Genomic DNA, 23,494 nt, shown 5'->3' with positions numbered 1-23,494 from the left:
GCGTGAGCGACCTCCGGACCCGGGCCGCCGCGCGCCGGGCCACCGCGCTGGAGATCGTCCGCGACCTGGAGCTGGCGCGCCGCTGGTCCGCCGTGGGCGATCACCGCCTCGTCGGGTCGGTCGCGCTCGACCTCGTCGTCGAGCCCGACATCGACATGGAGACCTACACGGCCGCGCCGACGGTCGAGGCGGGCTGGTCGGTCCTGTCGTCCCTGGCCGTCCTGCCGGGCGTCCGCCGCGCCAAGTTCACCAACGCGCTGGACCAGCCCGACCAGGGCCTCTACTTCCAGCTCCAGTACGAGCTCGCGGACGTCCTCTGGAAGATCGACATGTGGCTGCTGCCCACCGACCACCCGGGCCCGCGCGGCTGTGACCTGGTGAATCCCATGCTCCAGGCGCTCACCCCGACCACGCGCGACCGCATCCTCGCGATCAAGGAGGCCGCCTACGCGGAGGCCGTCCCGCTCCAGGGCATCCGCGTCTACCAGGCCGTTCTGGACGCAGGGGTAGCGACCTATCCCGAGTTTCGGACCTGGTCGGCCGACATCCCCGACGCCCTCACCCCATGGCGTCCATCCGAGCACCGCGATCGGACGTAAGCGGCAGACCGGACTCGGCAGCCAGGAGTACGACCCCTGCTTCGCTTCGCGTCGTGGCTCGTCACCGTCCAAATCGTCCGACAGATCCGCAACCCGGCGAATAGGCTCACCCGATGAGCTTTCCCGCCAGCGACGTCATTCCACCCGACGCGGACGTGTCCCAAACCAATGGCGACGCCTCCGTCGAGCCTCGCGTCCGGGGCTAGCGCATGGCGACCTTCGTGCACCTCACACCTGCCGGAAACGTCCCGCGCATCCGCCGTTCGGGCATCCGCGCGGTCAGCCACGGATACGACTCCGCCCGTGGCGTCTACTGCTTCCCTGTGCTGCCGTCCTTCACCCTGACGCACCAATGGCTGCGGGAACTCGCGCACTGGGGCGGGCAGGGCAGGCTCGTCGCCGTCCACATCCGGCTGGACGACTCGGAGCCGGTCTTCACGGGACATTACGGAGGCCCGCACGCCGAGGTTCGCGCGGCGGAGGCCGTCGGCCGCATCCTGGAACTGGACGACCCGCGTGGCTGGGAGGTGTTCGTCCCGCGCAAGGTCCTGCCGCAGGAAGTGCGCAGCATCCGGACGGTCCCGCAGGTCGCGGGCTGGCGCTACCAGCCGGACGCGCACGGCAGGCGCCCCTGCACCTGCTACGGCTGCCGAGTCCGTGGCGGCTACGGCGCCCGCCGCCTGCGCGAACGCCTACCCCACCCCCTGGACGGCCCCGCACCACCCACGCGCGAGCTACTGGCCCGCCTCACCGCCGCCGGCGACCCAGGCGACCCCACCGTGCTGCGCGAGGTGCTGCACTGGCTGGCCATGCGCCGAAAGGGCCCCGTCCCCGAACTGGCGCGCCTCGCCTCCCACCCCGACCCCGCCGTCCGCGAAGACCTGGTGTGGACGATCTCCCGCTGGACCACCCCAGGCGTCCCCGCACTCCTCGACACCCTCGCCGACGACCCCCACCCAGACGTCCGCGAAGCCGCAGAAACCGTCCGCGACCCCACCAAAGAACGAACCCGCCTCCCCAACCCACCCCCCTGATCCCCCACCCCACCCGCGCACGCCCTCCCCGACGCCCACGGACAATAGGCTCACCCGATGGGCTCTACCGGCATCTGGGTCATCGGAACCATCCCTGACGAAGCGGCCCGACACCTCGCGTCCCAAATCAACGAATCGGACGCGATCGAGGACATCGAGGACGCCGCCACCTACCTCATGGCTGAGCACGGCACCCCGTTCGTGGCCGCCGCCCGCAAGGCGGACCCGGCAGCGGCCCTCTACAACGCCCTGGGTGCAGCCGCAGCCTCAGCCCTGCCGGGCACGATGGGCAACTTCCTGCTCTCCGCCGACGAAGTCGCGGACGCCCTTCCCAAAGCCGAAGCCGCTCTCGACCTCTCCGCCGCCCGCCGAAGCGAAATCATCGCCGACACCGCCAGTTGGATGACGACGATGGGGGACGAGCCGGACTTCGACGCTGCCGCGCTCCTTGAGGCTCCCTTGCGTGTCCTTCGCGACGCGGCCGAGGCCCGGTCAGGCGCGGCTGCGTTCACTCGCTGGTACTGACTCACGCGCGCGGCAACCCCGCACCGAACCTGAGACATCTCGCTCGCAGTGCAACAACTCCACGTCAGCGCAACGCCGCCACGTCCACTGAACTCACGCCGATACCGGCAGCAGTCCGGACGAGGAGCTATCGTCCCGCGCGATCAGCGGCCTCGGACGCCGTATGGGGTCAGCCGCCCTCGCCCAAGGTCGCGCGGAGGGACAGCCAGGCGCTCCGGTCGAGTGTGAGGGCCGGCTCGTCGGGGGCCTTGGAGTCGCGGACGCCTACGTGAGCGCCGACCAGGCGTGCGACCTCGACGCAGTTGACCTCCTCGTCACTGTGCGACGACTTACGCCAATTGAGATCGTGGGAAGGCTGCACAACCTATCAACTCCCGTAGAAGGCGATGATCTTCGCGATCAGCGCGTTCGACCGGTCGGGGGGAAGCGACGCAGCCTTCAGCGTATCCACACATGCAACGAATTCAGCTACCTCGGATACTGCGTCCACGAAGATTGAGGCGCGCTTACTGCTCTGGTAGACGAGCGTGTTCGCGCGGTCGAACTCAAGAATGGTGAAGGGGCCCGCAAGCGCCGGGTGGGCGCCGACCTCAAGTGGAATCACCCGGACCTCGATGTTTGGCCTTCTGACCTGTCGTTGCAGGTGACGGAGCTGTTCGATCACGGTGTGGCGGCCACCGACGGGGCGTCGGAGCGCGGCCTCGTCGATGAGGGCGAGGAGCTTCGGCGGCTGCGGGCGACTGAGGATGGCCTGCCGTCCCATGCGGGTCGCGACGCGGGTCTCGATCTCCAGGGGAGGGATCCCGGATGCCGCCATGATGGCGCGTGCGTACTCCGGGATCTGCAACAACCCAGGGACGAGAGATATCTCCACGTTCGTGATACGGACGGCCTGGGCCTCGAAACCGATCAGCGCCTTGAGCGGGGTCGGGTAGATGCTGTCGCCGGGCTCCCACCAGCCCGGCATCTCCGCGTCGCGGGCGAGTGCGAGCAGGCGCTCGCGTTCACCGCTTACCACTCCGTAGGCGCCTAGTACCGCGGCGACCTCCTCGGCGGTGGCCACGCGCAGTCCGTTCTCCGTGCGATTGAGGGTCGCCGCCGTCCAGCCGATGCGCTCGGCCGCCGCCCGCGTGCTGAGACCGAGGTGTTTGCGCAGCAGGCGCAGCTCGGCACCGAGCGTCCTGCCGCGTGCGGTCGCTGCTTTCCGGGGCATCACGGCCTCCTCGCCGCAGGGGAGCGGCAGCTGGGGGGTGTTTCCAGTGCTGCAACTTGTTGCCGAGGCACAGCATGGAATGGGAGCTTTAAGCAACGAAGATACTACGCAGTGTGATCATCTGGGCTGGTTCGGACTGAAGCTCCCCGAGATGGCCGCATGGGTTCGGATGAGCGAGGTGGCGCGATGCGAAGAACCACGAGGGGTGTAACGGTGCCGGTGGCGGCGCGGCTCGCGGCCGAGCCGTGGAGCGTGCCGTCGGGGCCGTGGACGGCTCGGGTTTGGCGGCTGCATCCGGCGAGGGCGGAGCGGCGGGCGCGGGAGATAGTTCGTGAGCTGCTGGAACGCGCGGGCACTGCGGCGGGGGCCGTTGACGACCTGGAGTTGGTGGCCGCCGAGCTTGCGGCCAACGGGGTTCAGCATGCGGAGCCGCCGCTTGAGCTGCGGGTGCTGTTCGCGGGGTCGTCGCGACGGCCTATCTGGTGCGAGATCGCGGACGCGGATCCGTTTCTCGGGCGCGTGCCGGAGCTGCTGCGTCCGCCGCCGGTCCTCGACGCGGACGACCTGGACGCGCTCATCGACGGCCTGGGCGAGGACGGGCGCGGGCTCTCGATGGTCCACGAACTCACGGCCGGCCGCTGCGCCGCCTACCCGACCACCACCTGCTCCCGCCCCGGCCTCGGCAAGGCCATCGGCTTTTCCCTGCTCTAGGCGCTGCCCGCCGTCTAATCGGCGGAGGCGTTTCCCGTCCGTTCGAGGGTGCGGCGTTCGAGGCCGCGAAGCCGGGGGGACGGAGTGGCCGGTGATTTGCGATGGCCGCATTAGCCTGCTCGACCAAGCGAAACGCCCGGCCTCGGCTAGGTGAGGTCGGGCGTTTCGGCCGGTCGAGCTTCCCCACTCGCCGACATAGGGAAGGTTACGCCTCCGGCGGGCCGGGGGCCACCGGAATCGCGGGGGTGAGGTCAAGGTGACGGTTCCGTAGACTGGCGCGGCGACGGCGGGCGAGGAATCCGGTGCGAGTCCGGAGCTGTCCCGCAACTGTCACCGGGGAGTCCCCCCTCACGCTTGGTCACGGCGGCGACGCTGGAAGGCCGGGGCGGGGGCGGTGATCCGGGAGCCAGGAGACTCCGCGCCGTCGCGGCAGAACACCCTAGCCGGGGCGCGGACCCCGTTGGAGGCATCGCCGATGCGCGCTTTGTTGCTGTCCACCGCCGACACCGAGCTGCTCGCCGCCCGTGCGGCGGGGGCATGGGTGACGGCCAATCCGATGCGGGTCGATGACCTGTCTTCGTTGGTCGACGGAGTCGACGTCGTTGTCGTGCGGTTGCTGGGAGGGCGGAAGACCTGGCCGGACGGGGTGGACGCGCTGGTGGGGAGCGGGCTGCCGGTGGTGCTTCTCGGGGGAGAGGCCGATCCGGACGCCGAGTTGATGGCGCTTTCGACGGTGCCGCCGGGGGTTGCGGCCGAGGCGCTCGCTTATCTGCGTGAGGGCGGGGTCGAGAACCTGCGGCAGTTGGCGCTTTTCCTTTCGGACACCGTGCTGCTTACGGGGGAGGGGTTTGAGGCTCCTGTCGCCATGCCATCGTTTGGAGTGCATGGCGAGTACGAGAGGGCTGAGGGGCGTCCTACGGTCGGGGTCGTCTTCTATCGGGCGCATGAGCTTTCCGGGAACACGGCCTTTGTCGATGTGCTTTGCAGGGAGATCGAGAAGGCGGGGGCTAATGCCCTGCCGGTGTTTTGCGGGTCGTTGCGGGGGGCCGATGCCGAGCTGATGGCTTTGCTTCGGCAGAGCGACGCGGTTGTGGCGACCGTGTTGGCCGCGGGTGGGGCTGTCGCTGCCGATGCGAGTGCGGGCGGTGACGAGGATTCGTGGGACGCGGGGGCGCTCGCCACCTTGGATGTGCCCGTTATCCAGGGGCTTTGCCTGACGTCCTCGCGGGAGGCGTGGGACGGGTCGGACGCCGCGCTGGTGCCCATGGACGCGGCCATGCAGGTCGCCATCCCCGAGTTCGATGGGCGCATCATCTCCGTTCCGTTCTCGTTCAAGGAGCTCGGGCCGGACGGGATTCCGGTGTATGCGGCGGACGAGGAGCGGGCTGCGCGGGTCGCCGGGATCGCGGTTCGGCATGCGCGGCTGAGGCACGTCCCGAATGCCGAGAAGCGGGTGGCGATCGTTTTGTCGTCGTACCCGACCAAGCATTCGAGGGTCGGGAACGCGGTGGGGCTCGATACGCCTACGTCCGCTGTTCGGATGCTCCGGCAGATGGCCGATGCCGGGTATTTCCTAGGGGACGATTCGTCGCTGTGGGAGAACGCTGATAGTGGCGATGAGCTGATTCACACGCTGATCGCGGCCGGTGGGCACGACGTCGAGTGGCTGACCGAGGAGCAGCTGTCCAAGGCTCCTGCGCGCGCGTCGCTGGCGTCCTACCGGACGTGGTTCGAGGCGCTTCCCGAGTCGCTGCGGGAGGGCGTCCGGCAGCACTGGGGGGAGCCGCCCGGCGAGCTGTACGTGGACGGCGACGACATCGTGCTCGCGTCGCTGCGGTTCGGGAACGTCGTGCTGATGATCCAGCCGCCGCGCGGGTTCGGCGAGAATCCGGTGGCGATCTACCACGATCCGGACCTTCCGCCGTCGCATCACTACCTGGCCGCCTACCGCTGGCTCGACAACGAGTTCGGCGCGGACGCGGTCGTCCACCTGGGCAAGCACGGGACGCTGGAGTGGCTGCCGGGCAAGGGCCTCGGGCTGTCGGAGGAGTGCGCGCCCGACGGCGTGCTCGGCGACCTGCCGCTGGTCTACCCGTTCATCGTGAACGACCCGGGCGAGGGCACGCAGGCCAAGCGGCGCGGGCACGCCACCGTCGTGGACCACCTGGTGCCGCCGATGGCGCGCGCCGACACCTACGGCGACCTGGCGAAACTCGAACAGCTGCTGGACGAGTACGCGACCGTCAACGACCTCGACCCGAGCAAGCTCCCGGCCGTCCGGGCGCAGATCTGGACGCTCATCCAGGCCGCGCAGCTGCACCACGACCTGCACCAGGAGGACATGCCGGACGAGGCCGACTTCGATGACTTCGTCCTGCACATCGACGGCTACCTGTGCGAGATCAAGGACGTCCAGATCCGGGACGGCCTGCACATCCTCGGCCAGGAGCCGCGGGACGAGGCGCGCGTCAACCTCGTCCTCGCGGTGCTGCGCGCGTCGCAGGTGTGGGGCGGCGTCGCCGGGGCCATGCCGGGGCTGCGGTCGGCGATCGCGGCGCATCACGGGCTGGACGAGAAGGCCCTGCTCGCCGAGCCCGGCGCGGAAGTCAACGCGCTCGGCGGACGGACCGGATCCGATGTGATCGACATCCTGGAGGAGACCGCGCGGCGGCTCGTCCAGGCGATGGAGGACGGCGGCTGGGATGTGGGACGCGCCCCGGCCGTCGCGGCCGATGTGCTAGGCGCGGACGTCCCGGACGTCGTCCGGCTGCTGGAGTTCGCGGCCTCCGAGGTCGTCCCGCGGCTGGACGCGACGCGCGACGAGATCGGGGCGGTGCTGCACGCGCTGGACGGCGGGTACGTGCCCGCCGGGCCGTCCGGGTCGCCGACGCGCGGGCTGGTCAACGTGCTGCCGACCGGCCGGAACTTCTACTCGGTCGACCCGAAGGCCATCCCGTCCCGCAACTCGTGGGACGTCGGCGTCGCCCTGGCCGACTCGCTGGTGAAGCGTCACCTGGACGACACGGGAGAGTATCCGTCCAGCGTGGGCCTGACCGTGTGGGGGACGTCCGCGATGCGCACCCAGGGCGATGACATCGCCGAGGTCCTCGCGCTGATCGGATGCCGTCCGGTATGGGACGACGCGTCCCGGCGCGTGACCGGCTTCGAGATCGTCCCGCTGGACGACCTGGGGCGCCCGCGGATCGACGTGACGCTGCGCATCTCCGGCTTCTTCCGGGACGCGTTCCCGCACGTCATCGCGCTGATCGACGACGCGATCGCGGCCGTCGCCGCGCTGGACGAGCCGTCCGACCGCAACTTCCTGCGCCGGCACGCCGTCGAGGACCATGCGGCGCACGGCGACTGGCGCCGCGCGACGACCCGCATCTTCGGCTCCAAGCCCGGCGCGTACGGCGCGGGCCTGCTGCCGCTCATCGACGCCCGCAACTGGCGGGACGACTCCGACCTCGCCGAGGTCTACGCCGTCTGGGGCGGCTATGCCTACGGCCGCGGCCTGGACGGACGCGAGGCCCGGACCGACATGGAGTCGACCTTCCGCCGCATCGCGGTCGCGGCGAAGAACCAGGACACCCGCGAGCACGACATCGTCGACTCCGACGACTACTTCCAGTACCACGGCGGCATGGTCGCGATGGTCCGGTCGCTGACCGGGCAGAACCCGGCGGCCTACGTCGGCGACTCGGCCCTGCCGGAGCAGGTGAAGACCCGCACCCTCGCCGAGGAGACGCACCGCGTGTTCCGTGCCCGGGTCGTGAACCCGCGCTGGATCGCCGCGATGCGCCGCCACGGCTACAAGGGGGCGTTCGAGCTCGCCGCCACGGTCGACTACCTCTTCGGCTACGACGCGACCGCCGGTGTCGTGGACGACTGGATGTACGAGACGCTCGCCAAGGAGTACGTCTTCGACCCCGAGAACCGCGCCTTCATGGAGAAGTCGAACCCGTGGGCGCTGCGCGGGGTCACCGAGCGCCTCCTCGAAGCGGCCGACCGGAACCTCTGGGCCGAACCCGACCCCGAGACCCTGGAGCGCCTCCGCCGGACCTACCTCGACCTGGAAGGCGACCTTGAAGACATCGAATAGTCCCGCCGAGGGCGGTTTCTCCAAAGCGCCGCGGAGGGCGGTTACTCCATAGCCCTGCGGAGGGTGGTTACTCCATAGCCCTGCGGAGGGCGGTTACTCCAGTTCGCGGACGCGCTTGATGACCGGGCCGAAGGTCTCCAGGTGCGGGCGGCGGACGGTGATGTAGGAGAAGCCGTACCGCTCGCGGTTCTCCAGGAGCTGCCGGGCGATCTGCTCCTCGGTGCCGATCAGCATGAAGGGCGTGTCGAGGGCGTGCTCGGCGTCCTCGACGAGGAAGTGGGGTTCCCGCGCGGCCGCGATGCGCTCGCCGGCCGCGCGGCGGTCGTCGGTCACCTCGACGTGCAGGATGAAACTGTTCACCTCCATCTCGTCGATGCGCGAACCGGTCTTTTCGCGTAGGAATTCCACGCCTTTGTCGGCCTCTTCGGCAGTGATGAAGCGGAGCGTTCCCGGTTCCTCTCCGGGCACCTGGAAACGGCCGCCGAAACTGGCGATGTCAGCGAGCTCGGCGGCGATGCCGAGTGCGCGCGGACTGGCGCCTCCGACCAGTAGCGGCGGCGGTTCCAATCCGTGTTCGGCGGACAGCAGGCCGTTCATCTCCTCGATGGACGCCGCCACCAGGTCCATGCGCTTGTCGAACGGATGCCACGGAATGCGCGCGGCGTCGTACTGCGCTTTGACGATGCCGAAACCGATGCCGAGCTCGAACCGCCCCTCGGTCAGCCGGACGAGCGTGGCGACCTCGCGCGCGAGGATCGAGGGGTTCCAGTAGCCGATGTTGAGCACGTGCGTGCCGACGTGCAGGCGGCGCGAGGCGAACGCGGTCGCCATCAGCACCGAGAACGGCGAGGACCGGTCGGGTCCGAGGTGGTCGACGGCGAGCGCGACGTCGTAGCCGTAGGAGTCGGCGGTCCCGCAGAGCCGGGACAGCTCGTCCTGGTCGCCCGGGCTGTCCACGGTGAATCCGAAGCGGAAGTTGCGCATTTTCCTCTCTCCCATTATCGAGAGCGTGCGTGATCCCCCCTGGTCGCGGCGGCTCCTTTCCGTTTCGGTGCAGGAACGGCCATTGCCGGATGGCCTTTGATCGAAGGTAAACGCGGCGTTGGGAGAAGTGGACGCCTTGACTGGAATTCAGCTGCCGGACGGCCGGATTTCGGCGCTCCACTGCGGAGCGTCCGCGCGGCGGCACACGCCGCTGACCCCCTGGTCAGAGGGCAGAAGTCCCGGTACTGTTGCCCGACTTTTTCGGAACGACCCCCCAAGGACCCCTGTGAACCTCGACTTCAGCAACGAGCCCATGTTCTCGTGGTACGTGGTGCTGCTCGCCGTCAGCGGCGTCGGCATGCTGCTCGCGAGCGCGTTCGGCAACGGGACGCGCGTGCGCGACCGGATCTTCGGCCTCATCGGCTCCGTCGCGCTCCTCGGCTACGCCGTCTACCTCGCCTTCATCTTCTCCGGCGGGACGTACCACATCTTCATCTACGTCTTCATCCTGCCGATCGCGTTCGTGATCAGGGTGATCGTCGCCGGGGTCGAGGCGGGCAAGGCCAAGAAGGCGGGCGCCGCCCAGGCCCAGTCCTTCCAGCAAGCACAGCCCGGCCAGCAGGCACAGCCCGGCCAGCCGATCCAGCAGGGCCAGCCGTACGCGCAGGGTCAGCCCATGCAGCAAGGGCAGCCCGTCCAGCAGGGCCAGCCGTATGCGCAGCCGCAGCCCGGGATGCAGCAGCCGTACCCGCAGCAGCCCCAGCCCGGCGCCGCGCAGCCGTACGCCCAGGGCCAGCCGCAGGGCTACGGCCAGCAGCCGGGTTACGGGCAGGCTCAGGGGTACGGGCAGGGGCAGGGTTACGGGCAGCCCGAGAACCGGATCTGACGGCGACCGGAGGCCCCGCCGCGTTCCGAAGAGCCGTCCCCGAACGGTCAGCGGGAGCGGGTCAGCGGCGGGGCGGTAACGGGCGGACGGGCGCCGAACCGGCGCCGCAGCGGGTAGGCGGCGGCGACGACCGCGAAGCTGATCAGGGACGCCACCAGCTGCGACCGCTGCTCGTGCATGAACGCCATCGACACCAGGACGGCCAGCAGCGCGAGGACGCACAGCCACGGCAGGTACGGGTACAGCCACATCCGGTAGGTGAGGCTGGACGGGTCGTCGCGTTCGAGGCGGCGGCGCAGGCGCAGCTCGGAGAGCAGGATCGCCAGGTAGACGAACGCCAGGACCGTCCCGATGGAGTTCATCAGGAACTTGAAGACCTGGTCGGGGGAGACGTAGGAGGCGACGACGGCGCCCCACGCCGCGACCGTGCCGAGCAGGATCGCGCGGACCGGGACGCCGCGCCTGTTGAGCCTGGTCAGGCCGGCCGGGGCGTCCCCGTCGCGGGTGAGGACGTAGAGCATCCGGGACGAGACGTAGATCGCGGAGTTGAGCACCGACAGCACCGCGGTGAGGATCACCGCCTGCATGAGCGTCCCGGCGGCGGGCACGTCGAGCCGGTCCAGCGCGCTGACGAACGGGCTGGTCAGCACCTTCGCGTCGTTCCACGGCAGGATCGCGACGACCAGGAAGATCGAGAACACGTAGAACAGCCCGACCCGCCACAGCACGTTGCTCGTCGCGCGGGCGACGGCGCGTCCCGGCTCGGCGGACTCGGCGGCGGCGATGGTGACGATCTCGGTGCCGCCGAACGCGAACATGACCGCGACGATCGCGGAGAACACCGAGGTCACGCCGTTCGGCATGAGCCCGCCGTGCGCGGTCAGGTTGTGCAGTCCGCCGGGCGAGTCCGGCCACAGCCCGAGCACGTACAGGACGCCGAGCACCAGGAACACCACGATCGCCGCGACCTTGATCGAGGCGAACCAGAACTCGAACTCGCCGAACGACCGCACCGACACCAGGTTCACGCCGGTCATCAGCACCAGCAGCGCCGCGGCGAGCAGCCATTGCGGCAGGTCGACCCAGGTCGCCAGGATCGCCGCGCCCGCGACCGCCTCCGCGCCGACCAGGATCACGTACAGGTACCAGTAGAGCCAGCCGATGGTGAAGCCCGCCCACGGCCCGAGCGCCATCCGCGCGTACTCGGCGAGCGACCCGGCGACCGGCCGCGCGACGACCATCTCGCCGAGCGCGCGCAGGACGAACAGCACCAGCGCCCCGGCCGCCGCGTAGGACAGGATCGCCGCCGGACCGGCCGTCCTGATCACCGAGCCGCTGCCCACGAACAGCCCCGCGCCGACCGCGCCGCCGACGGCGAGCATGGTCATGTGCCGGCGGCGCAGCCCGGTGCGCAGCTCGGCCGGACGGTCTGGACTGTTTTCGGACATGCTCGAATGATCCCGTCGTCCTGGTAAAAACTGACGCCGATCACTCTAGGTTACGAGATGGCGCACTGCGTCCCGCCCCCGCCGGGCCCGCCGGGCCCGCCGGGGCCGCCGGGGCCGCCCGGGCGTCCTGCCCTCGCCGGAGCGGAGCCGTCAGCGGACGCGGTTCAGGGTGAAGGAGCTGAACCAGGCCTCGACGACGTCGTCCTTGCCCGGGGCGTTCTTCAGGGCGTCGGCGATCAGGCCGGTCTGGCCCTTGGTGAGCGGATGGTCGTCGTCGTCCGCTTCGAGGGCGTAGTCGCCGTCCAGCCAGGCCCGGATCGTCGTCCGCGCGGAGGTGACGTGCACCTCGGCCTGGACGCGGACGGACTGGGCGCCCGCGTTGTAGCTCCTGGCCGGGACGGTGTCGAGGACCTTCACCGCGCCGTCCTTGGTCTCCTTGACCAGCCGTGCCGAGCCGTCCGACCGCAGCATGACGGCGTACTGCCAGTCATCGGTGCCGAGGAGCATCAGCCCCGCCTGCCAGAGCCCGTTCTTGGACGCGAACGCCAGCCGCACCCGCGCCGACGCGACGAAGTGGGACACCGGGGACTCGTTCGGGACCGTGCAGTATCCGGGCCCCTCCTGATCGCCCTGGATCTCGAAGTGCTGCCCGGCGTAGGTGCCGCACTCGTCCTCGTCCCAGCCGGAGCTCTTGTCGGCCAGCGTCCCGTCCGGGACGAGCGCCGCGCCGAGCCGCGGAACCCGGGGATCGCCCGCCTGGCTCAGCACCCGCCAGGCCGACAGCCCGCCCAGCACCAGCACCGCCAGGACCGCCGACACGACGACCCGCCGCCGAATCCCCGACCGCCGCGCCCGCGACCGCGCCCCGGCAGGCTTCTCCACCGAAGCCGCCGCCTCCCCAGCCGACGCACCGGTTTCCTCATCGGACGATGCGGACGGCGGGGCGGGTTCGGCGATGGTCTTGCTCGGCTGGACGGACGGCTCAGGGGACGGGGCCGGAGGCGGAAGCGCGGGCGCGCCCGCGGCGACCGCCAAAGCGGCGGCGGGCGGTCCGCTGATCAGGCTGGTCAGCAGGTCGGGGACGGCCGGACGGTCATCCGGGCTCTTGGCCAGCGCTGCCTCGACCAGCGGACGCAGGGCAGTGTCGTCCAGGCCGTCCAGGCCGTCCAGGACAGGGGGTTCGTGGGTGACGCGGTAGAGCGTCTCGTGGACGTTGCGCCCCGCGAACGGCGGACGGCCCGTGGCGGCGAACGCGACGACGCAGCCCCAGGCGAAGACGTCGGCGGCCGGGGTCAGCGGGCCGTCGCGCATCAGCTCGGGCGCGATGTAGGCGGGCGTGCCGAGGAACTGGCCGGTCACGGTCGGGCCGTCCGCGGCCTCCAGGGCGCGCGCGATGCCGAAGTCGATCACGCGCGGGCCGGTCGGGGACAGCAGCACGTTGGCCGGTTTGAGGTCGCGGTGCACGATCCCGGCCGCGTGGATGGCCGAGAGCGCGGTGGCGACGCCGACCGCGAGGCCCTCCAGGTCGCCGCCGCGCAGCGGGCCGCCGTCCCGGACGGCCGCCTCCAGCGTCGGGCCGTCCACGAACTCGGTGACCACGTACAGCGGGTCCTGCTCCAGCTCGGCGTCCAGGACGGGCGCGGTGCAGAACCGGCTGACCCGGCGGGCGGCGGTCACCTCGCGGCGGAACCGCGCGCGGAACGCCTCGTCCCCGGCGAGCTCGGGGTTGACGACCTTGACCGCGACGCGGCGGCCGGACGCGTCCTCGCCGAGCAGCACGGTGCCCATCCCGCCCTGGCCCAGGCGCGCGGTCAGCCGGTACGCGCCGAGGCGCCCGGGATCGTCGGGACGGAGCGGGGAGGGCATGGCCACGGACATTAGCGGATCTCCCGGGATGCGTTGATCGCTGCCCTTACGCTGGGCGTATGAACGCGACCGCAGACGTGCTGGGACCGGGCTACGAGGCGATCGAGCTGCCGCTCGGGGAGGACGCCGAGGGCGAGGTCGTCGCGACCTTGGTCCGGCGGCGGGGCGAGCGGCCGTCCCGGCGGGCCGTCCTCTACGTGCACGGGTTCGTGGACTACTTCTTCCAGCGCCACCTCGCCGACTTCTACGTGGCGCGCGGCTTCGACTTCTACGCACTCGACCTGCGCAAGTACGGACGGTCGCTGCGCCCGCACCAGACGCCGAACTTCGTCAGCAGCCTCAGCGAGTACTTCCCGGAGATCGACGAGGCGGTCCGGATCGTCCGCGAGGAGGACGGCCACGACACGCTGCTGCTGAACGGCCACTCGACCGGCGGGCTGATCGCCGCGCTGTGGGCCGACCGGGTGCGGGGGCAAGGGCTGGTGGACGGCCTGTTCCTGAACAGCCCGTGGTTCGACATCGCCGAGCCGTGGCCGGTCCGGAAGGCGGGCGCGGGCCTGGCGCGGGTGCTCGGCGCGCGCTTCCCGACCGCGAAGCTGCCCGCCGGGGTGTCCGACCTGTACGCGCGCAGCCTGCACCGCGACCACGAGGGCGAGTGGGACTTCGACCTCGGCTGGAAGCCGCTGCTCGGCTTCCCGGTGCGGGCGGCCTGGCTGGACGCCATCCGGCGCGGGCAGCTGCGGCTGCACCGCGGCCTGGCGATCGACGTCCCGGTGCTGGTCATGGCGTCGGCGCGCAGCGTCCGGCCGAAGCCCGGCGTCCCCGAGCTGACCAGCGCGGACGCCGTGCTGGACGTCGAGCACATGGCCCGCTACGCGCCGCGGCTCGGGCCGGTCGTCACGCTCGTCCGGATCGAGGGCGGGCTGCACGACCTGGTCCTGTCGGCCGAGCCCGTCCGCGGCCGGGTGTTCGAGGAGCTGGACCGCTGGATCCGCGGCTACCTCCCGGCGGGCGCCGGCGAGCCGTCCGCTGACCCGGCCGCCGACCCGCAGCAGGCCGAGGTCAGCCCTTGATCTCGGAGATGTCGAAGTCGTCGAAGTTGCCGAAGACCTTCACCGACGCGTTCCCGCCGGGCGACACCAGCACCCCGGCGGCGCCGTTGGCGAGCGGCTGGTCGGCGTCGGTGGCGTCCACGGCCCGGGACCCGTTCACCCACATCCGCAGCCGGACCTTCTTGCCCTTGTCCTGCTGCTCGCACGCGGCCTGGACCTTGTTCCGCTTGCCCTTCTTGTAACCGGGCACCGAGCCGGCCGTGGCGAGCTCCTTGGAACCGAGCTGCCCGCCGACCTTCCGGACGACCAGGCCCTTGCCGTCCTTGCGGAGCAGGAACGCGTAGTAGGCGTCCTTGGCGTCGTCGCTGTCGTTGTGCAGGCGGCAGAAGACGCCCGCGGTGCCGTCGTCCGGGCCGCCGTCGAAGCCGAGCATCGTGGTGACCAGCGCGCGCTCGGGCATGTCGCCGTTCTTCGGCGCGGCGCGCCAGCGCAGGGACGAGCCGTCCGTGCTGACCCAGTAGAAGCCCTTGTCGTAGCCGTACCAGCTGGGGAAGCTCTCCCAGCCGGACTTGTCGTTGGAGAAGTCGTCGCTGTAGACGCTGCTGACCTTGGACGGCGGGCCGTCCGAGGAGAGCAGCGCCCACGCGCCGAGCCCTGCGGCCAGCAGCACGGCGACGGCGGCCGCGCCGATGATCAGCGGCTTGCGCGGCAGCCCGCCGCCGGATGAGGACGGCGGGGACACCGGATCGCGGCGCGTCGGCTCCGGCCCGAGCAGCGCGGTCGGCGCGGGCTGCGCCAGCGTCGGCGGCGGCCCGGGCGGAACCGAAACCGGCGGCATCCCCTGCGCAGGCGTCCCGGGCCCGGCCGACCCTGGCCCGGCCGACCCGGGTCCGGCCGATCCTGGGCCGGGCGGAAGCGCGCTGGACGGGACGGTGGGGCCGGGGAGCGGGCCGGACGGGCTCGTCCAGGACGCCTGGACGGTCTCGGCGATGCGGGCCGGGTCGACCTGCGCGTGCCCGACCAGGCGGCTCAGCAGCTCCTGGACGGTCGGGCGGTTGCGCGGGTCCTTGTCGAGGGCGGCGGCGACGATGCCGCGCAGGTCGGCGTCCAGGCCGTCCAGGGCCGGGGGCTCGTGCGCGACGCGGTAGAAGATCTCCGGGACGGTGCTGCCCGCGAACGGCGCGCTGCCCGTCCCCGCGTAGGCGACGACGCAGCCCCACGAGAACACGTCGGACGCGGGCGTGACCGGCTGCCCGCGCAGCAGCTCGGGCGGCAGGTAGTTGGGGGTGCCGACGAACTGGCCGGTGCGGGTCGGGCCGTCCGCGGCGTCCAGCGCCCGCGCGATGCCGAAGTCGATCACGCGCGGGCCGGTTCCGGACAGCAGCACGTTGGCGGGCTTGAGGTCGCGGTGCACGATGCCCGCGCCGTGGATGGCGGCGAGCGCGGTGGCGACGCCGACCGCGAGGCCCTCCAGGTCGGAGCCGGGCAGCGGGCCGCGCTCGGCGACCGCGCGCTCCAGGCTCGGGCCCTCGATGTACTCGGTGACCACGTACAGCGGGTCGCGCTCCAGCTCGGCGTCCAGGACGGGCGCGGTGCAGAACCGGCGGACCTGCCGGGCCGCGGTGACCTCGCGCCGGAACCGCTCCCGGAACGGCTCGTCCCCGGCCAGCTCGCGGTTGATCACCTTGACCGCGACGCGGCGGCCGGAGGCGTCCTCGCCGAGCAGGACGGTGCCCATCCCGCCCCGGCCGAGCCTGCCGAGCAGCCGGTAGGACCCCAGTTCGCGGGGGTCCTCCGGGCCGAGGGGCGGGACGTTCGCGGTCGCTTCGGTGGTCATCTCGGTCCTGGGGGTCGGGAGTGGCCGTGCGGAAGGTGCGGGGACGTACGGAGAGTCGTGGAGGTGCGGAGCTGCGTGGAGGTGCGGAGCTACGTGAAGGTACGACGCACGAGGGGCGCCTGACCGTTCCGGTGTGATCCGCACCGGATGCACCACCTTAGCGACACCGCCCCCGCGAAGGCCGCGGGTCAGATCCAGTCGCGGAGGGTGGCGCCGGCCTGGGCGACGACCGCCTCGACGCGCGTCGCGATCTCCTTCGGGTCCCAGATGTCGGCGTGCGCGCACCGCTCGAACGCGACCCGCGTCGCGCCGGTGTAGAACGCGACCATGATCTCGGGACGCGGGTCGGTGTCCGGGTCGACGCCCTGCCGGTCGGCGATGATCCGCGCGAGCACCGCCTCGGTGCGCTGGTAGCGGGCCATCTGCGCCGCCTTCAGCGCGGGCTCGGCCTCCAGCACCTTGCGGATCTGCCGGAACCGCCCGGTGTCCTCGGGCGTGCCCTCGGCGATGTCCCGCAGCATCATGCGCAGCGTCTCCAGGAGCGCGGTGAACGGCCGCTCGTCCGCCGGACGCGCCGCCAGCGCCGCCGCGAACCGCCGGTCGTGGTCCTGGAAGAAGCCGGTGAGCATGTCCTCCTTGGTCGCGAAGTACCGGAAGAACGTGCGCTGCGACACGTGCACGGCCGCGACGATCTCGTCCACGGTCGTCGCGTCGTAGCCCTGCGCGACGAACAGCTCCAGCGCCGCGTCGATCAGCGCCATCCGGGTCTGCCGCTTCTTGCGCTCCCGCAGCCCCCCGCCGCCCGGGGACGGTTCGCCCGGACGGGCCGGGGCGTCGGGGGACTCGGGGGCGGACGAGGGCATCGGAGGCTCCTTGGCGGCGGGGCGGCCGGGCGGCGGGAGTCCGCGCGGCGGCCGGGTCGGGGAGCACGGGCCGGATGCTCCATGAGCCGGTTTATCACGGCCGCCGCCGTCCCGTCCGTTTCGGCGGCGACGCGCCCGCGCGCGATCCGGTCACGTAAGCATGGCGTTACCCTCCGTTCCGAGGCGCGCCGCCGTACCTAGGGAAACGAATAGGTAGACCCAGTCCGCCGGATTTCGCTGCGGTGATCATTTGTCGCGGGCCATCCTGTGGACGGCAGAGATCCTTCCAGGGTGAGGCGGCTGATCGCGGTGTCTGTAGTCGGGGAGCGGGAAATCGCCGAGGTGCGCCGGCACCACCTGGCCGCCCTGGCCTACGAGGTGGAGGCGCGGGGTCTGCGCTGCCGCCTCGCCGGGCCGGACGAGACGGTCCTCGGCGTCGTCGGGCCCGCCACCCGCCGCCAGATCATGGTCGTCGCGACGCCGGTGGGGAGCGGCTGGTCCTACCTGTGGTCCGGCGGCGGCATGGCCGACGTCACCCGCGTCTCCGGCGTGGCCGACCAGCTCGCCCGCCTGCTGACCTGAACCGCCCGCGCCGACCGGCCGCGCAGTCCGCCCATCCATTCGGCGAGCGTTCGCCCGCGCAGTCCGCCCGCCCATTCGGCGAGCGTCCGCCCGAATGCCGCGTCCTCGCTGGTGGACGCCCTCTGACCTGGTCGTACGCCCGCTTTCCGCGTTTTTGAACCGGCCCCGCCTTGCTGGGCCGGTGGGTCTTCCCTAGACTCGGGTCCGAACGTATGTTCGAGACAGTGGCCGCATGCCTTCCCCCGTGCGGTGAGCGTGAGGGGGAGGCGGATGACACGCGTGTTCGGCGATCCGGTCGAGGTCGAGGTGGTCGACGGGCGGCCGGCCGGATTCGCCTGGCGGGGGCGGCGCTACGCGGTGCGGCGGGTGCTGGAGCACTGGGTCACCACCCGGGACTGGTGGCGCGAGCGGGAGCCGGACGCCGACGACCCGGGCGAGCGGGAGTACTGGCGGGTCGAGGCCGCCGCTACCGGCGAGCCCGGGGTGTACGAGCTGCGCTACGACACGGCCGCGGACGCCTGGACGCTGTCGCGGCTGTGGGACTGACGGGCCGCCATGCATCTGCACGTCGCGTCCGCCTACTCGGCGCGGTACGGGGCGGCCGCGCCGCGGGCGCTCGCCGCCCGGGCCGCCGAGCTGGGCATGCGCACCCTCGCCCTCACCGACCGGGACGGCCTGTACGGCGCCGTCCGGCACGTCCAGGCATGCCAGGCGGCGGGTATCGCCCCCGTCCTCGGCGCCGACCTCGCCCTCGCCGACCCCGCCCCGCACGAGCACGCCCCGCCCGGAGGCGCTCAAGGCGGCAGCGGGCGGCGGGATCCGGGGCGGCGGGTGGTCGTGCTGGCCGAAGGGAAGACAGGCTGGGCTTCCCTGTGCAGGCTGGTCACGGCGGCGCACGCGGCGGGGGAGCGCGGCAAGCCGTGGATCGATCCCGGCATGGTCGCCGAGCGGCCCGCCGGGCTGGTCGTCCTGCTCGGTCCGGCCTCGGACGTCGGACGGGCCGTCGCCGCCCGCGACCGCGTCCGCGCGACCGCGCTGCTCGAAGCCTGGCGCGCCACCGGCGCCGAGATCGTGATCGAGATCGTCAACCACCACGGGCAGGGCGACGGCCCGCGTGCCGCGCGGATGCTGGCGCTCGCGCGCGAGGTCGGCGTCCCGGCCGTCCTCGGCAACGGCGTCCGGTACCTGGAGGCCGCCGACCACCCGGTGGCGCAGGTGCTGGACGTGGCGCGCAAGCTCGTCCCGCTGCACCGCCGCCATCTGGACGACCAGACCGGCCACGCCTACCTGAAGTCGGCGGACGAGATGCGCCGGTCCGCCGAGCTGGCCGTCGGCCCGGACGAGGCGGAGGCCCTGCTCAGGGCCACCCAGAGCCTCTCCGACCGCTGCGTCCTCGATCCGGCGCGCGACCTCGGCATGGACCGGGCGCACCTGCCCGACACCGGCCCCGAGCCGCATGGGCAGCTCCTCGCGCGCTGCCTCCAGGGCCTGCGCAGGCGCGGCGTGGAGAACCGGCCCGAGTACGAGGCCCGGCTCAGCCACGAGCTGGACATCATCGGCCGCAAGGGCTTCGCGTCGTACTTCCTGACCGTCGCGGACGCCGCCGCGCTCGTCCGCGACCTCGGCATCCGGTGCGCGATCCGCGGCTCGGGCGCGGGCAGCCTGGTCAACTACCTGCTCGGCATCGGCGACCTGGACCCGCTCGGGCACGACCTGGTGATGGAGCGGTTCCTGGCCGACAGCCGCACCGGCCTGCCCGACATCGACCTGGACGTGGAGTCCGCGCGGCGGCTGGAGGCGTACGAGGCGCTGTTCCAGCGGTTCGGGACGGACGCGACGGCGTGCGTGTCGATGATGGAGACCTACCGGGCGCGCAGCGCGATCCGGGACGTCGGGGGCGCGATGGGCCTGCCGCCGCAGGAGATCGACGCGATCGCGAAGGCGTTCCCGCACATCCGCGCGCGGCAGATCCGCGCGGCGCTGACCGACCTGCCGGAGCTGCGCCGCTCGAACCTGAACAACGCCCAGCTCGGCGTGATCTTCAAGATCGCCGAGCGGCTGGACGGGCTGCCCCGGCACATCGCGATGCACCCGTGCGGGGTGCTGCTGTCCAACCCGACGCTGCGCGACCGGACGCCGGTGGAGCAGAGCGCGGCCGGGTTCCCGATGAGCCAGTTCGACAAGGAGGACGTCGAGGCGATGGGGCTGCTGAAGCTGGACGTCATCGGCGTCCGGATGCAGTCCACGCTCGCGCACGCGGTCGCCGAGATCGAGCGGACGACCGGCGAGCAGGTCGATCTGGAGGCCGTGCCGCGCGACGACGAGCCGACGTTCGAGATGATCCGCACCGCGCGGACGCTCGGCTGCTTCCAGATCGAGTCGCCCGGCCAGCGCGAGCTGGTCGCCAAGCTGCTGCCGCGCGACCTCTCCGACCTGGTCGTGGACATCTCGCTGTTCCGGCCCGGCCCGGTCGGCTCCGACATGGTCAACCCGTACCTGGACTCGCGGCACGAGCGGCGGCGGGCCGTCTACCCGCATCCGGACCTGGAGCCGGTGCTGCGCGAGAGCCAGGGCGTCGTCGTCTGGCACGAGCAGGTGCTGCGCGTCCTGGACGTCATGACCGGGTGCGGCCTCTCCGACGCCGAGGGCATGCGCCGCCGGATGTCCAGCGAGGAGGGGCTGCGGAAGGTCGGGACGTGGTTCCGGGAGCGGGCGTCCGCGCGCGGGTACGACGACGCGACCGTGGAGCGCGTCTGGCGGACGCTCGCCGCGTTCGGCGCGTTCGGGTTCTGCAAGGCGCACGCCGCGTCGTTCGCGCTGCCCACCTACCAGTCGGCCTGGCTGAAGCGGCACCACACGGCCGCGTTCTTCGCCGGGGTGCTCACCCACGACCCCGGCATGTACCCCAAGCGGGTCATCCTGGACGACGCGCGGCACTTCGGCGTCCCGATCCTGCCGCTGGACGTCAACCGCTCCTCGGCGCTCTGGCAGGTCGAGGACGGCGGCATCCGGGTCGCGCTCGCCGAGGTCCGCGGGATCAGCGACGTCGAGGTCGAGCGGATCGTCGAGCGCCGCCCCTACGCCTCGCTCGGCGACTTCTGGCGGCGGGCGCACGCGTCCCGGCCGACCGTGGAGCGGCTCGTCCTGGCGGGCGGGTTCGACGCGCTCTACCGGGACACCCCGGTCGGTCGCCGCGACCTGCTGTGCCGCGTCGGCGCGCTCGACCGGGCCTCGTCGGTCCGGCCGTCCGCGGGCCTGGTCACCGGCCAGCTGCCGCTCGGCGACGACCTCGCCACGCCCGAACCGGGGATGCTGGAGGACGTCCCGCTGGGCGAGCTGCCGCCGATGGCGCCGTCGGAGATCGTCGAGGCCGAGCTGGACATCCTCGGCATGGACGTCAGCCGGCACGTGATCAGCTTCTACGGCGACCTGCTGCGCGCGCTCGGCGCCGTCCCGGCCCGCGAGCTGCCCGACCGGGAGAAGGGCGAGGAGGTTCTGGTCGCGGGGGTGAAGGTGGCGACGCAGACGCCGGCCGTCCGGTCCGGGCAGCGGGTGATCTTCGCGACCCTGGACGACGCGACCGGCCCGGTGGACCTGACCTTCTTCGAGTCCGTCCAGGACCGCTGCGCCGCCACGGTGTTCGGCTCGTGGCTGCTGCTCGCGCGCGGCAAGGTGCACAAGCCCGGCTTCCGCGCCGCGTCGCTGACCGCCACCGAGTGCTGGGACCTGGCCGTCCTGGACGAGGCGTGGCGCGAGGGCGGCATCAGTGCGGTTCGGCGGCTGATGGCCGGGTCCGGCCCGTCCCGGGGACGCCCGATCGGCCGCCGGATGACCTACAGCTCCGGCTTCGCGGTCAGCCCGTACGCCGACGTCGGCCACGCGGGCCCTGCGGTCAGGCGCCCGCCGCCCGCCCGCCTCTGGCACGCCAGCCAAGGCAGTTCAGGCCCCACCAGTCCCTAGTCGGGCCGACCACCCCTAGTCGGGGCGGGCGATCTGGAGTCGGGTGACCTGGTAGACGACGGTCATGGCGAGGGTCGCGGCGAGGGCCTGGAAGGCGGCCGCGGCCACGCCGAGGTGGACGGTGAAGCGGGCGTCGGCGAGCGAGTCGGCGCCGCTCTGCGCGAACGAGCGGGAGAGCAGGAGGGCGAGCAGGACGCACAGCCACCACGCGCCGATCAGCGCCCCGGCGATGTGCCGCTGCGACATCCGGTACCGGCCGGTGGTCACCCAGACGTCATAGAGCAGCCGCGGCGGCACCCACAGGTTCGCGACGGGGACGAGCCAGCCGAGCACCACCCAGCCCTTGCGGTGCCGGTGCGGGCCGGGCGACTGGGTGTAGGCCCGCCAGAGCCAGGAGACGAACATCACCCCGGTGACGGCGGCGAGCACCGCGCAGATGACGAACAGGTCGGAGAACGGGAGCAGCGAGTGCTGGACGGAGGCCGCGTCGTAGCCGTCCTGGGTGGCGTTCCGCAGCGGGTGGTTCAGCCTGAGCAGGCTGATCCCGGCGCCCAGGGCGAGGAACGCGTGGAAGCCCAGCAGCATGAACACCGCGACCCCGACGGCGCGGAAGTCCCTGCGCCTGGCCCAGGCTCCGCAGGCCGGGCAGCGCGTGACGTCCGCCGGGACGATGTCGCCGCACAGTGCACACGGCATGGGGGACACCTCCGAGGACTTTGTAGTCCATTGCCTCGGATACTACGTACCTTTGACCCCGGTCGCGCCCCGCGGGTCCGCGGCACGGCCCCGCCCGGCGCGGATGATCTACCGCCCGGAGCGGTCCGTCAGAGGACGGCGCGGGTGGCGGCGAGGGCCGCCGCCAGGGTCAGCGCCATCCAGAGTACGGCGCAGACCAGACTGGACGAACCACCGCGAAAAAGTCGGTCCACCCGGCCTCCGGTCGCGATGATCAGCGTCCACCACTGGACGGACATGAAGACCGTCGCGTACGCCGAGCCGAACCCGGCGAAGGCGAAGCCGAGCACCAGCGCCAGCGGCGTGATCGCGTGCAGGAACACGCCCGTCCCGTCCACCTCCGCCCGGCGCAGCAGGGCCAGCACCATCCCCCAGCCGAGGGCGCCGGAGACCCACACCGCGAGCAGCGGCCAGGGGGCGCCGCCGAACGTCCCGGCCGCCATCAGCCGCGCATCAGACCGGACTCCCAGGCCCAGGCGGCGATTCCCGTGCGGTTCCGGGTGCCGAGCTTGCGCTGGACGCTGCCCAGGTGCGTCTTCACCGTGGACAGCGACACGTACAGCTCGGCGGCGATCTCCTCGTTGGTGCGGCCGCGCGCGACCAGCCGGACCACGTCCAGCTCCCGGTCGGTGAGCGGCTCGGGCAGCTTCGGCGGCCGCGGCGCGGGCGCGGACAGGTTCGCCAGCAGCCGGACGGTCACCGACGGCGACACCAGCGCCTCGCCGTTCGCCGCCGCCCGGACGGCCTCGACCAGCAGCGCCGGGCCGCTGTCCTTGAGCAGGAACCCGGCCGCGCCGCCGCGCAGCGCCTTGTAGACGTACTCGTCCATGTCGAAGGTGGTGACGATCACGACGCGGAGCGGGTCCGGCACGTCCGGGCCGGCGAGCAGCCGGGTCGCCTCCAGGCCGTCCATCCGCGGCATCCGGATGTCGAACAGGCACACGTCCGGGCGCAGCCGCCGGGCCAGCTCGACCGCCGCCGCGCCGTCGGCGGCCTCGCCGACCACCTCCAGGTCCGGCTGCGAGTCGATGATCATCCGGAAGCCGGTGCGGACCATCTCCTGGTCGTCGGCGATCAGTACGCGGATCGTCACGGCT

Annotated in this window: 20 protein-coding genes and 1 riboswitch; of the genes, 10 read left to right on the top strand and 10 right to left on the bottom strand. The window is 72.1% G+C overall.

The window, feature by feature from the left end; all coding sequences use genetic code 11:
- Positions 1–2 precede the first annotated feature (2 nt).
- The 3 genes from FHU30_RS36200 (at position 3) to FHU30_RS36190 (ending at position 2,158) form a co-directional block, all read left to right on the top strand.
- Positions 3–599, top strand: a complete 597-nt coding sequence (locus FHU30_RS36200; RefSeq protein ID WP_253882060.1) for a hypothetical protein — start codon at positions 3–5, stop codon at positions 597–599.
- 209 nt (positions 600–808) lie between these two features.
- Positions 809–1,633, top strand: a complete 825-nt coding sequence (locus FHU30_RS36195; protein WP_253882059.1) for a HEAT repeat domain-containing protein — start codon at positions 809–811, stop codon at positions 1,631–1,633.
- 57 nt (positions 1,634–1,690) lie between these two features.
- Positions 1,691–2,158, top strand: coding sequence for a hypothetical protein (locus tag FHU30_RS36190; protein WP_253882058.1), 468 nt, complete (start codon positions 1,691–1,693; stop codon positions 2,156–2,158).
- A 169-nt stretch (positions 2,159–2,327) separates the two neighbouring features.
- Here the strand turns inward: FHU30_RS36190 and FHU30_RS36185 are convergent, their stop codons facing one another.
- Positions 2,328–2,519 carry a DUF397 domain-containing protein gene (locus tag FHU30_RS36185; protein ID WP_253882057.1) on the bottom strand — a complete coding sequence of 64 codons (192 nt, stop codon included), beginning with the start codon at positions 2,517–2,519 and terminating at the stop codon, positions 2,328–2,330.
- 6 nt (positions 2,520–2,525) lie between these two features.
- A complete protein-coding gene (locus FHU30_RS36180; protein ID WP_253882056.1) occupies positions 2,526–3,371 on the bottom strand; it encodes a helix-turn-helix domain-containing protein in 846 nt (281 codons plus the stop codon).
- 213 nt (positions 3,372–3,584) lie between these two features.
- On the opposite strand from FHU30_RS36180, the gene FHU30_RS36175 reads away from it, so the two are divergent.
- Entirely contained in the window at positions 3,585–4,082 is a 498-nt protein-coding gene (locus FHU30_RS36175; protein ID WP_253882055.1) for an ATP-binding protein, read from the top strand.
- A gap of 292 nt (positions 4,083–4,374) precedes the next feature.
- Positions 4,375–4,499, top strand: a riboswitch (cobalamin riboswitch).
- A gap of 58 nt (positions 4,500–4,557) precedes the next feature.
- On the top strand, positions 4,558–8,184 hold the full coding sequence (gene cobN / locus FHU30_RS36170; protein WP_253882054.1) for a cobaltochelatase subunit CobN: 3,627 nt from the start codon (positions 4,558–4,560) through the stop codon (positions 8,182–8,184).
- A gap of 93 nt (positions 8,185–8,277) precedes the next feature.
- Here the strand turns inward: cobN and FHU30_RS36165 are convergent, their stop codons facing one another.
- The gene (locus tag FHU30_RS36165; RefSeq protein WP_253882053.1) at positions 8,278–9,183 is read right to left on the bottom strand and encodes a TIGR03621 family F420-dependent LLM class oxidoreductase; all 906 of its coding nucleotides are present in this window, start codon (positions 9,181–9,183) and stop codon (positions 8,278–8,280) included.
- Positions 9,184–9,454: 271 nt separating this feature from the next.
- On the opposite strand from FHU30_RS36165, the gene FHU30_RS36160 reads away from it, so the two are divergent.
- Positions 9,455–10,054: a hypothetical protein gene (locus FHU30_RS36160; RefSeq protein ID WP_253882052.1), complete on the top strand. Its 600-nt coding sequence runs from the start codon at positions 9,455–9,457 to the stop codon at positions 10,052–10,054.
- A 47-nt stretch (positions 10,055–10,101) separates the two neighbouring features.
- Here FHU30_RS36160 and FHU30_RS36155 read toward each other — a convergent pair whose 3' ends face one another.
- Both FHU30_RS36155 and FHU30_RS36150 read right to left on the bottom strand, forming a co-directional pair.
- Complete coding sequence (locus tag FHU30_RS36155; RefSeq protein WP_253882051.1) at positions 10,102–11,502, bottom strand: amino acid permease; 1,401 nt, start codon at positions 11,500–11,502, stop codon at positions 10,102–10,104.
- A 150-nt stretch (positions 11,503–11,652) separates the two neighbouring features.
- The gene (locus FHU30_RS36150; RefSeq protein ID WP_253882050.1) at positions 11,653–13,368 is read right to left on the bottom strand and encodes a serine/threonine-protein kinase; all 1,716 of its coding nucleotides are present in this window, start codon (positions 13,366–13,368) and stop codon (positions 11,653–11,655) included.
- A gap of 59 nt (positions 13,369–13,427) precedes the next feature.
- On the opposite strand from FHU30_RS36150, the gene FHU30_RS36145 reads away from it, so the two are divergent.
- Positions 13,428–14,441: an alpha/beta hydrolase gene (locus FHU30_RS36145; protein ID WP_253882049.1), complete on the top strand. Its 1,014-nt coding sequence runs from the start codon at positions 13,428–13,430 to the stop codon at positions 14,439–14,441.
- On the opposite strand, the gene FHU30_RS36140 is transcribed toward FHU30_RS36145, so the two are convergent.
- Positions 14,431–16,257, bottom strand: coding sequence for a serine/threonine-protein kinase (locus tag FHU30_RS36140; RefSeq protein WP_253882048.1), 1,827 nt, complete (start codon positions 16,255–16,257; stop codon positions 14,431–14,433). The two genes, FHU30_RS36145 and FHU30_RS36140, sit on opposite strands and share 11 nt — an antisense overlap.
- 188 nt (positions 16,258–16,445) lie before the next feature.
- A complete protein-coding gene (locus FHU30_RS36135) occupies positions 16,446–17,120 on the bottom strand; it encodes a TetR family transcriptional regulator (RefSeq protein ID WP_253882047.1) in 675 nt (224 codons plus the stop codon).
- 291 nt (positions 17,121–17,411) lie between these two features.
- Between FHU30_RS36135 and FHU30_RS36130 the strand changes: the two genes are divergently transcribed.
- The 3 genes from FHU30_RS36130 to FHU30_RS36120 all read left to right on the top strand — a co-directional run bounded on the left by FHU30_RS36130 (position 17,412) and on the right by FHU30_RS36120 (position 21,662).
- Positions 17,412–17,702, top strand: a complete 291-nt coding sequence (locus FHU30_RS36130) for a hypothetical protein (RefSeq protein WP_253882046.1) — start codon at positions 17,412–17,414, stop codon at positions 17,700–17,702.
- 270 nt (positions 17,703–17,972) lie between these two features.
- On the top strand, positions 17,973–18,248 hold the full coding sequence (locus FHU30_RS36125; RefSeq protein WP_253882045.1) for a DUF6504 family protein: 276 nt from the start codon (positions 17,973–17,975) through the stop codon (positions 18,246–18,248).
- A gap of 9 nt (positions 18,249–18,257) precedes the next feature.
- Positions 18,258–21,662 carry a DNA polymerase III subunit alpha gene (locus tag FHU30_RS36120; RefSeq protein ID WP_253882044.1) on the top strand — a complete coding sequence of 1,135 codons (3,405 nt, stop codon included), beginning with the start codon at positions 18,258–18,260 and terminating at the stop codon, positions 21,660–21,662.
- Between the two features lie 15 nt (positions 21,663–21,677).
- On the opposite strand, the gene FHU30_RS36115 is transcribed toward FHU30_RS36120, so the two are convergent.
- The 3 genes from FHU30_RS36115 to FHU30_RS36105 all read right to left on the bottom strand — a co-directional run bounded on the left by FHU30_RS36115 (position 21,678) and on the right by FHU30_RS36105 (position 23,490).
- The gene (locus FHU30_RS36115) at positions 21,678–22,358 is read right to left on the bottom strand and encodes a DUF4328 domain-containing protein (RefSeq protein WP_253882043.1); all 681 of its coding nucleotides are present in this window, start codon (positions 22,356–22,358) and stop codon (positions 21,678–21,680) included.
- A gap of 128 nt (positions 22,359–22,486) precedes the next feature.
- Positions 22,487–22,840: a hypothetical protein gene (locus FHU30_RS36110; RefSeq protein WP_253882042.1), complete on the bottom strand. Its 354-nt coding sequence runs from the start codon at positions 22,838–22,840 to the stop codon at positions 22,487–22,489.
- Positions 22,840–23,490: a response regulator gene (locus tag FHU30_RS36105; protein ID WP_253882041.1), complete on the bottom strand. Its 651-nt coding sequence runs from the start codon at positions 23,488–23,490 to the stop codon at positions 22,840–22,842. Before FHU30_RS36105 ends, FHU30_RS36110 begins: the two co-directional genes overlap by 1 nt.
- Positions 23,491–23,494 lie beyond the last annotated feature (4 nt).

It is taken from the genome of Actinomadura rupiterrae (assembly GCF_024172125.1).
Taxonomy (GTDB): domain Bacteria; phylum Actinomycetota; class Actinomycetes; order Streptosporangiales; family Streptosporangiaceae; genus Spirillospora; species Spirillospora rupiterrae.
The sequence above is the reverse complement of the archived record's forward strand: the minus strand, read 5'-3'. Positions and strand labels throughout refer to the sequence as shown.